The sequence below is a fragment of the Exiguobacterium sp. SH5S13 genome, from assembly GCF_004337085.1.
In the GTDB taxonomy this organism is placed as follows: Bacteria; Bacillota; Bacilli; order Exiguobacteriales; family Exiguobacteriaceae; genus Exiguobacterium; species Exiguobacterium aurantiacum_A.
Window position 1 is genome coordinate 1 of record NZ_SJUS01000018.1, and the last position, 14,914, is coordinate 14,914.

Annotated in this window: 14 protein-coding genes; 11 read left to right on the forward strand and 3 right to left on the reverse strand. The window is 54.0% G+C overall.

Features of this window, described 5'->3' with window-relative positions:
- Window positions 1–301: 301 nt before the first annotated feature.
- A complete protein-coding gene (locus EVJ30_RS09895) occupies window positions 302–1,066 on the reverse strand; it encodes a response regulator (RefSeq protein WP_131468932.1) in 765 nt (254 codons plus the stop codon).
- Window positions 1,047–2,855, reverse strand: coding sequence for a sensor histidine kinase (locus tag EVJ30_RS09900; RefSeq protein ID WP_131468934.1), 1,809 nt, complete (start codon window positions 2,853–2,855; stop codon window positions 1,047–1,049). Before EVJ30_RS09900 ends, EVJ30_RS09895 begins: the two co-directional genes overlap by 20 nt.
- 189 nt (window positions 2,856–3,044) lie before the next feature.
- On the opposite strand from EVJ30_RS09900, the gene EVJ30_RS09905 reads away from it, so the two are divergent.
- The 4 genes from EVJ30_RS09905 to EVJ30_RS09920 all read left to right on the forward strand — a co-directional run bounded on the left by EVJ30_RS09905 (window position 3,045) and on the right by EVJ30_RS09920 (window position 7,872).
- Window positions 3,045–4,976, forward strand: a complete 1,932-nt coding sequence (locus EVJ30_RS09905) for a sensor histidine kinase (RefSeq protein ID WP_131468936.1) — start codon at window positions 3,045–3,047, stop codon at window positions 4,974–4,976.
- A gap of 158 nt (window positions 4,977–5,134) precedes the next feature.
- A complete protein-coding gene (locus tag EVJ30_RS09910; RefSeq protein ID WP_236634160.1) occupies window positions 5,135–5,908 on the forward strand; it encodes a flagellar hook-basal body protein in 774 nt (257 codons plus the stop codon).
- Window positions 5,909–5,919: 11 nt separating this feature from the next.
- The gene (locus EVJ30_RS09915) at window positions 5,920–6,705 is read left to right on the forward strand and encodes a flagellar hook-basal body protein (RefSeq protein WP_131459008.1); all 786 of its coding nucleotides are present in this window, start codon (window positions 5,920–5,922) and stop codon (window positions 6,703–6,705) included.
- 63 nt (window positions 6,706–6,768) lie between these two features.
- The gene (locus EVJ30_RS09920; protein WP_236636079.1) at window positions 6,769–7,872 is read left to right on the forward strand and encodes a glycerate kinase family protein; all 1,104 of its coding nucleotides are present in this window, start codon (window positions 6,769–6,771) and stop codon (window positions 7,870–7,872) included.
- Window positions 7,873–7,889: 17 nt separating this feature from the next.
- Here EVJ30_RS09920 and mscL read toward each other — a convergent pair whose 3' ends face one another.
- Window positions 7,890–8,270 (reverse strand): large-conductance mechanosensitive channel protein MscL, encoded by a 381-nt coding sequence (gene mscL, locus EVJ30_RS09925; protein WP_131468938.1) that lies wholly within the window; start codon window positions 8,268–8,270, stop codon window positions 7,890–7,892.
- 205 nt (window positions 8,271–8,475) lie between these two features.
- On the opposite strand from mscL, the gene EVJ30_RS09930 reads away from it, so the two are divergent.
- The 7 genes from EVJ30_RS09930 (at window position 8,476) to EVJ30_RS09960 (ending at window position 14,588) form a co-directional block, all read left to right on the forward strand.
- On the forward strand, window positions 8,476–8,727 hold the full coding sequence (locus tag EVJ30_RS09930; protein ID WP_070328163.1) for a DNA-directed RNA polymerase subunit beta: 252 nt from the start codon (window positions 8,476–8,478) through the stop codon (window positions 8,725–8,727).
- A gap of 13 nt (window positions 8,728–8,740) precedes the next feature.
- The gene (fabZ, locus tag EVJ30_RS09935; protein ID WP_131459009.1) at window positions 8,741–9,163 is read left to right on the forward strand and encodes a 3-hydroxyacyl-ACP dehydratase FabZ; all 423 of its coding nucleotides are present in this window, start codon (window positions 8,741–8,743) and stop codon (window positions 9,161–9,163) included.
- 11 nt (window positions 9,164–9,174) lie between these two features.
- Window positions 9,175–9,627, forward strand: coding sequence for a hypothetical protein (locus EVJ30_RS09940; RefSeq protein WP_131468940.1), 453 nt, complete (start codon window positions 9,175–9,177; stop codon window positions 9,625–9,627).
- A 94-nt stretch (window positions 9,628–9,721) separates the two neighbouring features.
- Window positions 9,722–11,461 (forward strand): methyl-accepting chemotaxis protein, encoded by a 1,740-nt coding sequence (locus EVJ30_RS09945; protein WP_201739074.1) that lies wholly within the window; start codon window positions 9,722–9,724, stop codon window positions 11,459–11,461.
- A gap of 63 nt (window positions 11,462–11,524) precedes the next feature.
- A complete protein-coding gene (locus EVJ30_RS09950; protein WP_131459012.1) occupies window positions 11,525–12,574 on the forward strand; it encodes a C45 family autoproteolytic acyltransferase/hydrolase in 1,050 nt (349 codons plus the stop codon).
- Between the two features lie 57 nt (window positions 12,575–12,631).
- Window positions 12,632–12,910: a hypothetical protein gene (locus EVJ30_RS09955; protein ID WP_131468944.1), complete on the forward strand. Its 279-nt coding sequence runs from the start codon at window positions 12,632–12,634 to the stop codon at window positions 12,908–12,910.
- Between the two features lie 196 nt (window positions 12,911–13,106).
- Window positions 13,107–14,588 carry a cryptochrome/photolyase family protein gene (locus tag EVJ30_RS09960; protein ID WP_131468946.1) on the forward strand — a complete coding sequence of 494 codons (1,482 nt, stop codon included), beginning with the start codon at window positions 13,107–13,109 and terminating at the stop codon, window positions 14,586–14,588.
- The last annotated feature ends 326 nt before the right edge of the window (window positions 14,589–14,914 follow it).

Here is a 14,914-nt window from a genome sequence, read left to right on the forward strand (position 1 = left end):
TGGCATCATCGGGATCGCCTCCAGGATGTGTAGTTATAGCCAGTTTAGTCCGAAACGGCAAGGACGTACAGCGTCGCCCCGAGGGCACGCCGACTCCCGGGGGAACAGCGGGCAAGGCGAGACCCAGCAGCGACATCGTCGCGATGCGGCTCGCTGACCGCCCCCAGGAAAGCGGCGTGCCGGACAGGGCGGCTCGAAGGGCAATGAAAGCAGATGAGCGTCATCCCATCCGGGACGACGCTCATCTGCTTAAAATCATTTGAAGTTTTTCAGTGCCCTCCCCAACCGGGAAGAAGTTTTTTTAGTGCCACTTGTAATCTTTGTCGACGAACAGGCGAGTGTTTGCTTCCGTCTGACCAGTGTTCAACCAGTCGTGGTAGTCACATGAACAAACGTCGTCTAAATGAAGCGAGTAGCCATTGTTGATCGTTTGGACCGTGATGTTCAAGTCGAAATCAGCGAGTGTCTTCTTTAAGCGATAGATGAGGTTATAGACGTTATGGAGTGCCCGTTGCGGATCATCGATATCGGGATAGAGCATCTCGGCGATGAGCCATTTATTGACGACCTTGTCGCGATGGTAAATCAAGTAGGCGAACAGTTCTTCGGTCTTTTGGGTCGGCCATTTGACGAGGTCGCCTTCGTGCGTCTTGACGGAGAAATTGTTGAAACATTGGATCGTACACGTCCGATGATGCTTGGGCTGAAGCGTCTCTGTATACCGTTTCGAGACGCGCGGGACGAGGTCGTGAATCATTTCTTCGGTGATCGGTTTGAGGAGATAGTGGGTCGCCTGTAACCCGAACGCCTCGACCGCGTATTGGCTATGTGCCGTCGTGAAAACGACTTGTGTCGTCTCAGGCAGGCGCTTGGCGAGGTCGATTCCGTTCATCTTTGGCATTTCGACGTCGAGAAAGACGAGATCGACTTCTTGCGTCGTTAAAAATTCGAGTGCTTGGACGGGGTCGTGGAACGAGCCTAGCCATTTCAAATTCGGTTCTGCTTGGATGAATCGTTCCATCATCCTCAAAATATGGGGCTCGTCTTCAATCAGGATCGTCCTCATGTGTTACTGTCATCCTCTCTCGTTTCGGAAGCCGAATGTGCACGTTCGTGCCGACCCCGTGTTCAGAATTCAATTTAAACGTGGCGTCAGGAAGATAACCGATTCGGCTCTTGACGTTCGGGATACCGATACCGCTCACTTCGTGAAGCACCGTCTTCGGGTTAAAGCCGACTCCGTTATCCGCGATACGGATATCGATCATATCGCCGGCGTCTTGGACGGATAGCATGAGACGTTTGACGCCGTCTTGTTTCATCAACCCATGCTGAACCGCGTTCTCAACGAGCGGTTGGATCAAGAGTGGGGGAATGAGGGCGTCGAGAACGGTCTCGTCAATATCTTTGATGATGGTGAAGGCGCCGTCGAACCGCGTCTGCTCGATCATCAAATAAGAATCGATTACCGCGAGTTCTTGCCGGAGTGAAATATCTGTCTCTGTGCGTCCGTTCTCGAAAATGAAGCGGACGTACGTGCTCAAGTGACCAAGGAGGCGTGCGGCTTCATTCGGTGCCGTGTAGCAGAGTGCGATCACGTTCCCGAACGTGTTATACAAAAAGTGCGGTTTGATTTGAGAGTTGAAGAATGAGATCTCGCTTTGTGTGGCGAACGTCTGCACTTCCCGCTTCTGTTTTTTGTCGGTCGATAAATGAACCGGTAGCAACATGAACATGAGTAAAAAGTAGATGAGCGACAGGACGTTCGAATACAACACTTGGTTCGGATGCGTGATGAACACGTTGATGAGTTGGCCGATATAGCCGATGACCAACGCGAGCGTAAAAATTAGAAATTCAAACGGATACCCATCGTCTTTTCGTTCGAACAGCCAATGGATATTGAGTCCTGTCCAAAACAAGGCGATTACGAGTACATAAACCCAGGCAACATAATCAAACGTCGCGTGTACACTGTACGGAATGATGAGTGCGATCAAGCTGAACGCGTAAAGTGGGTAAGATGCGATGGAGAGGAAACGGCTGAACGGGACTTGCTCGAGCCGGAGTGCGAATCCGATCAGCATGGTCAAGCTAAGGAGTCCTGTGATCAAGCTGAACTTATGGGCAACGACGTAGGTCATGGCCGGGATGAATTCGAATATGATCATTTGATCACGTGTCAACAACGACAAGCCGATCAAGAAGAAGAAGGCGGCACCGTATAGATAGAGCGATTCTTTCCGGTGGAACATAAAGACGATCGCATAGAATGAAAAAATTAAAAACGAAATCAAAATAATGATAAAATCGTAGCTGAAAAATTTATTTTGGAGGGTTATGATACTGCTCGTCGGACCGATGAGCAGACTGTCTTGGATACCGGTTGTGCGTTCATCCGACCTGGTCACTTGCATCGTCAAGCGAAAATCGGGCGTGTGCGTATCGAGTAAGACGAGATAGGCATGCCGTGAATCGGGTGTCGACGAATAGACGGGAGATACCGCTTCACCATCGATTGCGAGACGGATGTGCGGGTGGTTTCTCGGGACGCGTAACGCGTACTGGCCAGGCGGGAGAGAGACGTCCGCTTCGTACGTTGCCACTTGATGTGGGGTTATGTGCGGGACGTTGCGATACGTCTGACGGTCGACTTGGTCGAGCAGGCTCGATTGAAAACGCCAAGTCCCGTCAAGACGTACGATCGTGTCGGTCACTTCGGAAGCGCTCAAGTCGGCAGTTCCTTGGGTGACGGTAGCTGTACTGTCAATCGACTGCCCGCGTGTGAACGTGAGCCCACCTGTCAATGCCAGGAGGAGAATCAACAGCGTCAGCCCGATGTATTTAGGGGTCATTAGCATATTCCCTTCGCTATTTGTGAGTTTCTTGTGAGAAGTCATCTCTATACTGTTACTAAGTCAGGAAAAAAGCTACATTTTTTAGAAAAATAATGACTAACACTTAATTATAGTACACGTATCTGCTTTGTTTGAATAGCGAACATAATTAAATGAAATATAACTGATACGGAAAGAAGGCCATGTATGAAACACTGGATCGAACAACGGATTAGCCGGCAAGTCCTAACGGTGTTCTACGCTCTCATCGTTTTAATTTCCGTTCCCTCGCTCGGGACTTATTTTTATACGCAACAGGCGATCGATGAGACGATGGTTGAACTCGAGCGAATCAGTGAACAACGCGCGCGCGCGACCGACTTGTTCGAGACGTGGCAATCGATGCAGTATGAGATGCGCGGGCATGTCCTGCTCGGTGAGGCGTCACTGCTAGATGAAGTACGAACGGCACAAGGCCGGATCGACGAACAGACGACGTGGTTCGAACAAAGCGCCGCGAGCGCAGAAGAAGTGACGTTCGCGACTGAAGCCCGTCTCCTCTTTACAGTCTATACGTCCCGGGTCATGCCCGGGCTCGAGCGTTACGTGATTGCCAAGGCGAACGGAGAAGTCGATGAGCCGTTCCTGCAGATGGCGACCGTCGGACAGCTTCTGACGCAAATCGCGAGCTCGAACCAGACACGATTCAACTTCAAGTCAACTAGCGCGGCCGATATGAGCGCGAGCATCGTCGACATGGAATCGATATTCACCGATTATCGGTCCGAACTTGACTTCCGAGAGATCGGACTGCGTGCATCTCTATCTGAACAGCTCGCCAAAGCCCAATGGAGTTGTCTCATCATCTTGCTCGGCGCCCTGTTTACGCTCTTTATCAGTCTGCAACCGTATATCGTCCGGTTGACGAACCAGCTCCAGGCACTCATCACGAACAGCGAACGGTTGGCAGTCGACCCGCACGCATTGCTCGTCCCGGTCGATCCGCTTCAAAATGAGGTGGGGCAGCTTTCGAGATCGTTCAACGCGATGTCGAGTTCGCTCATCAAGCAGCATGATGAATTGGAGCGGGAACGAGAGAAGACGGCACGAATTGTTCATACGATGCGAGACGCGATCGTATTTGTTAAGACGGACACAGGGCAAAGGTATGCCAATGCGGCGTTGTTTGATCTGTACGAACAACCAATCCCATTTAATGATCGCCAAAGTCTCTATCCGATTGAAGCGTTTTACCGACTGTTCATGGATCAAATCGACGATCAGGAAGGTCTCAACCGGTTCACAAATCGAGCGAAGCATGAAGGAATATTTGATGAGACGTTTACGTACTCGATGCAAGGGGGAAGACGTATCATACGGATGTATGCCGAACCGATCGAACTGCAGGACGAACGTGTTGGTGTTATCTTTGTGTTGCGCGACGTCACGAAAGAGATTGAGGTCGATCGGTTGAAAACTGAATTGGTCGCAACCGTATCTCACGAACTGCGGACGCCTTTGACATCCATCCTCGGCTTCACGGAGCTCCTCGAGCACCGTCACGTCGATGAACTGAAACGAAAGCGTTACCTAGGGATGATCAACAGCGAGACGAGACGGCTTGAACGGCTCGTCAGTGATCTGCTCGACGTTCAAAAGATGGAAGCGGGAAAAGTCGAGCAAGACTTTAAAGTCGAGAGTCTGTTCGAGCTCCTCTCGGACGTCCTTGAGGTTCATGCGGGGTCGACCGAGCTGCATGCGTTCCATTTCGAGTGTGACGAGGAGATTCGCGTCTCAGGGGACCTGGCCCAACTGCGCCAAGTGTTCTCGAACATCTTGAACAACGCCATCAAATATTCACCTGACGGCGGGAATATCGCCGTCAACGTATCGCGTGAAGAGGACGTCTTCCGCGTCGCCATCGAAGACGAGGGTATCGGGGTGACAGCAGAAGATGCCAAACGGTTATTTGAAAAGTTTTACCGTGTACAGAATGAACAGAGCCGTAATATTGGAGGCACCGGCCTTGGGCTCGCCATCTGTAAAGAGATCATCGAATCACACGGCGGGACGATTTCAGTCCGCTCTAAATCAGAACATGGGACGACGATCATCGTCGAACTGCCGATTGTTGAATGATTGCATAGACAAAGCCCACTTCAGTCAAACTGAAGTGGGCTTTGTCTCGTATTGACGACTAAGGAGTTTTTTATGCATTTTTTCGAAAAAGGGTGAATGATTCCTTCCTTTGGTACGATATAAAGAGTAGAAACTTTAAGGATGAAGGGAAGACGAATATGTTACGTGGACTTTATACGGCGGCGGGTGCGATGAACGCGCTTCAGCGGCAACAAGAGATATTGAGCAACAACCTTGGAAACGTTCGGACTCCGGGCTTCAAGGCATCAAATGGTGTCGTCCGGTCGTTCCCTGAACTATTGCTCGCCGAGGTGAGCCATCCTGGTAACGACCGTTCGCGTGTCCAAGGCGAGGTCGGCACGCTCTCGACCGGCGTGTATTTACAGGAAACGATGCCACGCTTCTCTGCTGGCAGCGTCACGGCGACGGATAGCCCGACCGACGTATATTTGAAAGTTCCGGCTGACTTTACAGGCGCCGCCATGTTCGCGGTCGAACAGAACGGGGAGGCGCTCTATACGACGAACGGCCGCTTCTCGGTCGACGATGAGCGGTTCCTCCGCTCGGCGGATGGTGGGTACATCTTGTCGGATACGGGTGAACGCATCCAGTTGCCGTCTAGTGACTTCGAATTGTCAGGCGACGGTCAAATCACGTCGCTCGGTCAGGACGTAGCGACGCTCGGGGCGGTTCAAATCGATGATTTGGCCACGCTCGAACAAGTCGGGAACGACTATCGCGTCAACGGGGGAGCAAATCCCGCTGTGAACGTCCAGTTCCAACAAGGCTATATCGAAGAAGCAAACGTTGACCTCGACCGGACGATGGCTGACCTCATGGTGACGTACCGTCAGTTCGAGGCAAACCAAAAAGTCGTCCAGGCGTATGACAAGAGTGCCGAGCGGGCCATCGAAATCGCTCGGATTCGATAAGGAGGAAACCCATGCAGTCCATTTATAACTCGGTCTCGTCACTAGCCCAGCTTCAACGCCAGCTCGATGTGACCGGCCACAACATCGCGAACGTCGACACGGTCGGCTTTAAACGCCAGCAAGGTCACTTCGCCTCGCTCCTTTCGCAAGCGTATGACAATCAACCTCGGGCCGAACTTGAAGTCGGCCGCGATACACCGAACGGGATCCGCATCGGTGTCGGCGGTCACGTCGGGGACATCTCCCAACAGTTCAACATCGGCCAAATCAAGAAGACGGACCGAGGTCTTGACGTCTTCTTGCAGGCGAGCCGCCAGTTTTTCGTCGTCGAGACGGAAGACGGGATCGGTGTGACCCGGAGCGGCAACATGCAGCTCTCGGTCGGCAATGACGGGACGACACTTTCTGACGTGAACGGCAACGCACTTCTCGGTGCAGATGGCAACCGTATCGTCACGCCGAACGAAGCGACGAATCATCGCGTCCGCCAAGACGGTGTCGTCGTCGCCAGCGTGAACGGTGTCGAAGAAGAGTTCGGACGCCTCGACATCGTCGAGGTGCGCAACACGTCGGAACTTCGTCCGCTTGGGAACAACATCTATTCGGCTGACCTCGATATCGAAGTCGACCGTCCAGTCGGGAATCTCTTATTAGAAGGGACGCTCGAATCATCGAACGTCGACTTGATGAAAGAGATGACCGATATGACGATTACCCAGCGTGCCTACCAGATGAACTCCCGGGCGCTGTCGATGAGCGACCAGATGATGGGGCTCGTGACGTCACTTCGCCCATAACATTGACCGCTTCTCTTCGGAGGAGCGGTTTTTATTTTATAATGAGGTGAAGGAGGGAACGGTATGAGAATTGTTGTGGCGATGGATTCATTCAAAGGCTCGCTGACGAGTCAGGAAGCAAATCGGGCGGTACGACGGGCGCTTGCGGGACATGACGTCGTAGAGATTCCTGTGTCGGACGGGGGCGAAGGGTTTCTCGACGCCTGGCTGGCGACACATCCGGAAGCGAATGCGGTCGAACAGGAAGTGACCGCGCTCGACGGACAAGTCCGTCAGGCGCGCTACGGATGGCATGAAGCAACACGAGAAGCGGTCGTCGAAGTGGCGGAAGCGTCCGGACTGACGCTCGTTGACCAGCTTGATCCGTGGCGGTACAGTTCTTACGGTACGGGGATGCAACTCAGACAAGCGATCGAACGCGGAGCGAGACGCATCACGATCGGTCTCGGCGGCAGTGCGACCGTCGATGGTGGCAAGGGCGTGCTCGAAGCGCTAGGCGTCCGTTTCCTCGATGAGTCCGGACGAGTGCTCGGACCGTTCCCGCACGGACTCGAGCGCGTGAAGCGCGTCGACTGGTCCGGTCTGATGCCGGAGACGAAGCACGTCACGTGGCGAATCGCCTCGGACGTGACGAACCCGCTCCTCGGACATGCGGGCGCGGCGGCCGTGTTCGGTCCACAAAAAGGGTTAGCGGACGTGGACGTCGCACGTTATGATGAACAGCTTGCCGCATACGCCCGTTGCTTCGAGCACGATTTGACGATGCGGTCTGGGGCGGGAGCTGCTGGTGGCATCGGTTTTGCGATGTACCAACTCGGGGCGACGTATGTGAATGGCATCGAGGAAGTGATGCGTTGGTCATCGTTTGACGAGCAGCTGCATGGGGCCGATTGGCTGATCACGGGAGAAGGTCGCTTCGATGAACAATCGCTTCATGGGAAAGCGCCGTATGGTTTGGCTCGTTTTGCGCACGAACATGGTGTCCCGACACTCGTCTTCACCGGCCAGACCGACATGACGGCACTCCCGGAAGTCGGGATTGAAGCCATTTTCCCGCTCATTTCCCGGGTCATGCCGCTTGAGACGGCGATGATGGAAGCGGCAACGCTCTTGACGAATGCGGTTAGCCGGGCGTTTCGACTAATTGAAAAAACGTCTAAACCGTGACGGTTTAGACGAATGACTCATAGCGGACGGTTTTTAAGCAGATCGCGAATCTCGGAGAGCAACTGTTCTTCGCGCGACAACTCTGGCTCTGGCGTCTCTTCGACCGCTTTCTCGCGCTTCAGGCGATTGATCACTTTGACCATCATGAACAAGGCGAAAGCGATGAGGAAGAACTTGACGATCTCTTGCAGAAAGTTGCCGTATGTGACGCTGACGCCGAGCACGGTGACTGCGAGCGTCGAGAAATCGATGCCGCCGATCAAGATGCCGAGGAACGGCATGAAGATATCGTTGACGAGCGACGTAACGATCGCCGTGAAGGCGGCCCCGAGGATGAAGGCGACAGCGAGGTCGATCACATTACCTTTGATCGCAAAGTCTTTGAACTCTTTCCACATGAAATGAATCCTCCTTTTACAATGAATACCCTCACGTTAGCATATTCTTTGAGGCAAGCCGTATCTTTTTTCGCACAGATGCTCGACTGCCAGAGGACGGGGCGCTTGTTCGACATTTCTAGATACGTTACACTTATAAAGAACTTATGAAACAATTTTAATACCTGGTACTAATATGTTATAATCAGATCAGCTGAAAGGATGAATGGACGTGACGAACGAAGAACAGAAGGGCTCGGAAGAAAAAGAGCCTAAAGAGCGGACGGAGCGAAAGCGCTTGTCGAACAACCGCCGTTTCCCGATCTTGTTACGCATCATCGTTGTCTTGATCTTGGCCGCCGCGATGCTCGCGATCGGTGCCATTATCGGGTACAGCGTGATTGGCGGAGGCGAGTGGAGAGACGTGTTCAACATCGACACGTGGCGCCATATCACCGATTTCTGGCTAACATCATAAGGGTGGTGGAACCATGTACACGATTGAACAGATTAAAGAAGTGATCCCGCATCGGTACCCGTTCTTGCTCATCGACCGGATTCTCGAGGTCGAAGAAGGCGAACGGGCCGTCGGTTTAAAAAATGTGACGGCGAACGAAGAATTCTTCAACGGACATTTCCCAGACTATAACGTCATGCCGGGCGTTTTGATCATCGAAGCACTCGCCCAAGTCGGTGCTTTCGCGATGCTCAAACAAGAGTCGAACCGAGGTAAGCTCGCGTTCTTCGCCGGCATCGACAACTGTCGCTTCAAACGTCAAGTCGTCCCGGGCGACCAGTTGCGCCTCGAGGTCGAGATCTTGAAGGTGCGTGGTCCGATCGGTAAAGGACGTGCCGTAGCGACGGTCGACGGAGAAGTGGCGTGTGTTGCAGAACTGACTTTCGCCCTGAAGTGAGGGGAAACGAGATGCGTGTATTAGTGATTGCCTTGATGCTTGGATTAGCGACGATCGTCGGATGCCAACAGATGCAGACAGAAGAAGCGACAGAAGAGAACGTCGTCTTCGAACAGACGGCGGGCGATGCGATGATCGACAAGCGGGCCGGACAGTCTGAGTCGATCGCCGTGTCGCTCGAGCGGACGAACAGCTCGACGATGCTGTTCACGATCCGGGTGCTCGAAGACCGTCGGCTCGACCCGACGACGGTGATCAGCTACGAAGTCGATGGCACGCGCGTACCGATCCCATTCGGTGAACTCGTCGCCGAGCGGGAAGGTGACGTGCGGACGTACGTCTATCAAGCCGACATGAACCCAGAATTGTTCGTGCCGACGACACTCCCATTGTTCCACATCGGAGAAGAAGGTGAGGCGGAAGTCTCGATGCCGCTCGAAGCCGTTAATTCGACAAATGAATAAAAAAACGGATGATTTTGTCGAAAATCATCCGTTTTTTGTTTACTCTTTTTTAGTTTCCTCCGATATAACCAATAAGGAACTAGGAGGGGGATTTATGAAACAAAATAAACCACAGTCACTACAGAATCGGATTCTCGCGGCGATGCTCGCCTTTGTGACGCTACTCATCGTCATATTCGGGGTCACTCAATACGTGAGTACGAAACATACGGTGCTCAGTTCGATGCAGGCCGTCTTGCTAGAAGACGCTGCTCGGATCAGTAAGGAGATAGATGCGGACGCGTATGCGGCGTTTTTACAAAATCCGGAGAAGAATGAACAATTCGAGCAGTTTCGGGAACAACTCGATACGTATCGCACGCAAATCGGGGCGATGTACGTCTACACGCTCGCATTGGAGGGTGAGGAGCTACAAATCATTGTAGATGGAATGAGTGGGACAGACGCGTCCGAGATTGGGGAACCGGTGTCTGCAACTTCGCTCGAAGACGCACAGCCGGCGTTTGAAGGCGGAACCGGCACGACGCCGATTGTCGAAGACCCGGAGTTTGGGACCTATATGACGGTGCTCGTCCCAATCAAGCAAGGGGATGAAGTCATCGGTGTCATCGGCATCGACAAAAGCGCGGCCGATGTTGCGGCGGTCACGACTGACGTATTACGTGAAAGTCTACCCCCGGTACTCATCGGACTCGTCATCTTGCTCGGTCTCGCCTCGGTCATCATTTGGCGCTACCTCGGATGGAAATTGCGGCCGCTCCGGGACCTCGAACGCGTAGCGACGCATATCGCCGGTGGCGACTTGGCGACGGCGTCAGTTGAGATAAACAAGATTCAACTGCGCGCGAATGATGAGATCAAGCGTCTGACTGCGTCGATGGACCAAATGACGAAGATGTTGAAAGGGTTGATCTCAAACCTACAGACGTCAGCACAGACGGTCCGGGACGAGAGCGGCAACGTCGCGAGCATCTCGGAAGAAGTGAACGACGCGTCGCGACAGATTGCGTTCACAATGGAAGAAATCGCCGGCGGGGTCGAGAATCAGAGCGTGCTCACGATGAAGCTGTACGGACACATGAACGAGTTCTCGGGACTCGTCGAACAGACGGCGACGGACGGGCACGGCGTGAGCACTCAAGCGGAAGTCGTCAGTCGGGCGACAGCAGAAGGGCTGCAGCTCATGGAAGACGCGGTCGGGAAGATGACGAACATCCATGCGCAAGTGAATGAGTCGCAAGGCCAAGTGAAAGACTTTGAGCAACAGGCGGACGAAGTGACCGCGCTCGTCACGATCATCCGACAGATCTCGCAACAGACGAATTTGCTCGCCTTGAACGCGGCCATCGAGGCGGCCCGTGCCGGGGAACACGGGAAAGGGTTCGCCGTCGTCGCCTCCGAGATTCGGGGTCTGTCGAACAGCGTCGCCCAGTCGGTCAGTGAGATCTCAGAGATCGTCGGCAGCGTCAAACGAAACTCGATTGCGCTCGGCGAGACGTTCACCGACAGTATGCACGCCGCCGAAGACGGCAGACGGACGCTCGAAGCGACGAAGCAGGCGTTCAACGAGATCGAGGCGAGTGTCCGTGAGATGCAACGGTTGACCGGGTCGATGCAAGGACAGCTCGGTCGCGTCAAGACGAACCAAGAAGACATCAAGCGCGGTCTTTCAGATATTGCGTCGATCTCCGAAGAGAGCACGGCCGGTAACGAGGAAGTGGCCGCCTCGACTGAACAGATGTCGGCGACGAGCGAGACGATGAACCGTCTCGTCAAAGACTTGTCGCTCACTGCGGAAGACATGCAACAGATGAGCCGCCAGTTTAAGCTATGAACAGCTTCAAGTCAGACATCCCTCCCGCGCGTCCGCTATAATGGGCGCAAGGGAGGTTTTTTCATGCAACGTGTCTCAAGCGAACTTACACAATTCCGCGGCAGTCATTATGACTTTGGCCGCTTTCAAGGTGAATATATCAAGCGCAGCAAGCTGCTCGAGAACCGGACCGATCAGTGGAAGCTGCGCGTCCCCCGGTTTGAGATCGACGAGCGCGAGGCGAAACAAGCGTTCGCCCGGTTCGCCCCGAGGATTTGGGAAGAACTACTCGGCCTGCAGGACGAGCTCGAACTGACGCTCGGCGATACGCTCCTTCACTTCGGTCATTTCCGGGTCAATAACCCGATCAGCGGCTGCTCGATTTTGACAGGGGACAACTTCCTCGTCCGCAACTACGACTATCATCCGATGACGTATGACGGGCGCTACAACGTGTTCCAACCGGACGAGGGCTACGCCGTCATCGGACCCGTCTCGCGCGTCACCGGGCGGATGGACGGAATGAACGAGCGCGGACTCGCCATGGGCTATAACTTCATCAACCGCCGCCGCCCCGGCGACGGCTTCGTCTGCCAGATGATCGGACGGATGATTCTCGAGACGTGCGCGACGGTCGAAGAAGCGGTCGATCTGTTGAAAGACATCCCGCACCGCGGCTCGTTCACGTATGTCGTCCATGACAAGTCGTCAAATACACGTGTCATCGAAGCGACCCCGCGCGACATCCGTGTCCGCGAATCGAACATTTGCACGAACCACTTCGAGCTGTTGCAGCACGAGAACCGTTACCATCTCGACGACTCGACGCGGCGGATGATGGAGATCAAGATGTATCAACATATCGTCCAAGACGCCGAGAGCGCGTTCCGGCTCATGAACGACTCGGATAAAGGTGTGTTTTCGGAGCTGTATAAAAGTTGGGCCGGGACGATCCATACGGCCGCCTATTTCCCGGAGACGCTCGAGACGTGGTTCGCCCTCGGCGGCGACCGCGACCCGGTCATCTTTGATTTTCAGACGTGGCTCGACGGGGAGGATTTCGACTTGCACGCCCTCGACGGTGAGATCGCGACCGATATCGAGTTCGCCAACACGGTCCAACTTTGGCGCTGACTTCGGTCAGTGCTTTTTTTATGGAAACGGGGAATAGGAATACGAGGAGGGATTTATATGAAACGAATCGGTTTATTGGCCATCATGCTCGGGATGGTTGTCGTCCTCGGCGGCTGCGTGCCGGGTGACGGCTCCTATACGACGGACCCGGCCGGCTTCTTTTGGGGTGTCTGGCACGGCTGGATCGCACCGGTGTCACTGATTTTAGGGTTGTTCAATGATACGTATCGCGTCTATGAAGTGAACAACACCGGTTGGTTTTATGATTTAGGATTCTATATCGCGATCATTAGCGGTTTCGGTGGGGTCGCTGTGACACGGAGGAGTAGAGGCTGACGTTAGAGTGGTTTTCGCCCCGTCACAGCGACCGTACGATAATCGCGGGAATCAGGTCCGCGCTGATCTTAGAGGTCTGTATTGACTGTCAATCCATGTCTGGAGACGTTTTGAGAACATTGAACCATTCCTTTCTAAACGAACGTTATGTAGATTGAGTGTAGCACAATCAAAAAATCAGAGAGGGGATGAATCCGTGCGCTCATTTTGGATTTTCGGCAATCAGTTATCACACGACCTCGAGATGCTCGACCACGTCCAAGCCGATGACGTCATCGTCATGATCGAGGCGACGTCACGGGCGATGTGGCGGAAGTATCATAAACAAAAACTCGTCCTCATCTTCTCGGCGATGCGACATTTCGCCGAGGAGTTACGCGAGCGCGGCTTCACCGTCGACTACCACGAGGCCGACTCGTTCCAAGACGCGTGGGACGATCACTTCAGCCGCTTCAATCCCGATGCGATTCACTACACGGCCGTCACCGATGAGCCGATGGAGCGGAAGCTGAAGCAGTTCGGAGACCAGCACGAGCTCATCGAACATACGGACGTGCCGCTCTTCTATTTAACGAAGCAAGAGGCCGTCGACACGCTCGGCAGCGAACCGTGGCGGATGGACCGGTTCTACCGTCATATGCGCAAGCGGTTTGACGTGTTGCTCGAAGACGGCAAGGCGAAAGGCGGCAAGTGGTCGTTCGACGCGGACAATCGCCAGCCGCCAAAGTCCGGGCTCACGTTCCCACCGGCCATCCACTTCCGACCTGACGCCATCACGACAGACGTCATCCGAAAAGTCGAGACGACGTTTTCCGACCACCCTGGACAAATCGAACCGTTCGCTTGGCCGGTGACGCGGGACGAGGCAAGGCGAGCACTCAAGCGTTTCGTCGACGAGCGGCTCGAGACGTTCGGTCCGTATCAGGACGCGATGTTGACCGAAAACCCGGAGATGTCACACAGTCTGTTGTCGGCGGCAATCAATGTCGGACTGCTGACCCCGCATGAGGTCGTCAAAGCGGCATGCGCGACCGACGCGCCCCTTGCTTCAGTCGAAGGGTTCGTCCGCCAAATCCTCGGTTGGCGGGAATACATGCGCGCCGTCTATGTCGCGTTGATGCCCGACTATCGAGACGTGAACACGTTCAACCACGAGCGCGACTTACCTGGCTTGTTTTGGGACGCGGAGACGGACCTGAACTGTATGCACGAGAGTCTGAAGCCGGTCGTCGAGCGGGCGCACAACCATCACATCCAGCGGCTGATGGTGCTCGGTAACTATGCGACGCTGTTCGAGATCTCACCACAACAGACGAGCGACTGGTTCAACGAGATGTATATCGATGCCTACGACTGGGTCGTGTTGCCGAACGTGCTCGGGATGGCACTCCATGCCGACGGGGGACGTCTTGCGACGAAGCCGTACATCGCCTCGGGCAAATACATCGACCGGATGAGCGACTACTGTAAAGGCTGCAAATATAACCCGAAACACACGACCGAGGCTGACGCCTGTCCGTTCAACGCCCTCTATTGGAACTTCATCGACAAGCACGAGGAGCGGTTCTCGAACAACCAGCGCATGAAGATGATGGTCCGCAACTGGCAAGGGCGTGACGACGACGTCAAAGCCGACATCTTGGCGAAGGCGCGACAAACATTGACCGATTCCCCGTGAATCGGTTTTTTTACGTCGTCTTTATAAAATTTTGCACGGGCTTCACGGATGCTTTACATTCATCCGTTACGATAGGACTTGTGAGACCCCTCAACCCAAAGTGAATAGCATTCGGTAGAACATTCGAGAGACCAGCAGAAGCCCACACGTCCGTGACGTCATGTTTCTGGTGGTCCTTTTTTAGAAAGGAATGATTCAGATGAATAGCAATACGCACGCAGTAGAACTTGAAACAAAACAAGGTGATCCTTGTTCGAGTCAACCTAACTCTCAAACGTGGGATGCTATCCCTTCCATCTCTCTTCCGATCGTGACATACAACGTGG

Bases quoted from the DNA above. Each gene is read 5' to 3' on its own strand.
- EVJ30_RS09895 (WP_131468932.1), bottom strand. From the start codon at position 1,066: ATGAGGACGATCCTGATTGAAGACGAGCCCCATATTTTGAGGATGATG.
- EVJ30_RS09900 (WP_131468934.1), bottom strand. From the start codon at position 2,855: ATGACCCCTAAATACATCGGGCTGACGCTGTTGATTCTCCTCCTGGCA.
- EVJ30_RS09905 (WP_131468936.1), top strand. From the start codon at position 3,045: ATGAAACACTGGATCGAACAACGGATTAGCCGGCAAGTCCTAACGGTG.
- EVJ30_RS09910 (WP_236634160.1), top strand. From the start codon at position 5,135: ATGTTACGTGGACTTTATACGGCGGCGGGTGCGATGAACGCGCTTCAG.
- EVJ30_RS09915 (WP_131459008.1), top strand. From the start codon at position 5,920: ATGCAGTCCATTTATAACTCGGTCTCGTCACTAGCCCAGCTTCAACGC.
- EVJ30_RS09920 (WP_236636079.1), top strand. From the start codon at position 6,769: ATGAGAATTGTTGTGGCGATGGATTCATTCAAAGGCTCGCTGACGAGT.
- mscL (WP_131468938.1), bottom strand. From the start codon at position 8,270: ATGTGGAAAGAGTTCAAAGACTTTGCGATCAAAGGTAATGTGATCGAC.
- EVJ30_RS09930 (WP_070328163.1), top strand. From the start codon at position 8,476: ATGGACGTGACGAACGAAGAACAGAAGGGCTCGGAAGAAAAAGAGCCT.
- fabZ (WP_131459009.1), top strand. From the start codon at position 8,741: ATGTACACGATTGAACAGATTAAAGAAGTGATCCCGCATCGGTACCCG.
- EVJ30_RS09940 (WP_131468940.1), top strand. From the start codon at position 9,175: ATGCGTGTATTAGTGATTGCCTTGATGCTTGGATTAGCGACGATCGTC.
- EVJ30_RS09945 (WP_201739074.1), top strand. From the start codon at position 9,722: ATGAAACAAAATAAACCACAGTCACTACAGAATCGGATTCTCGCGGCG.
- EVJ30_RS09950 (WP_131459012.1), top strand. From the start codon at position 11,525: ATGCAACGTGTCTCAAGCGAACTTACACAATTCCGCGGCAGTCATTAT.
- EVJ30_RS09955 (WP_131468944.1), top strand. From the start codon at position 12,632: ATGAAACGAATCGGTTTATTGGCCATCATGCTCGGGATGGTTGTCGTC.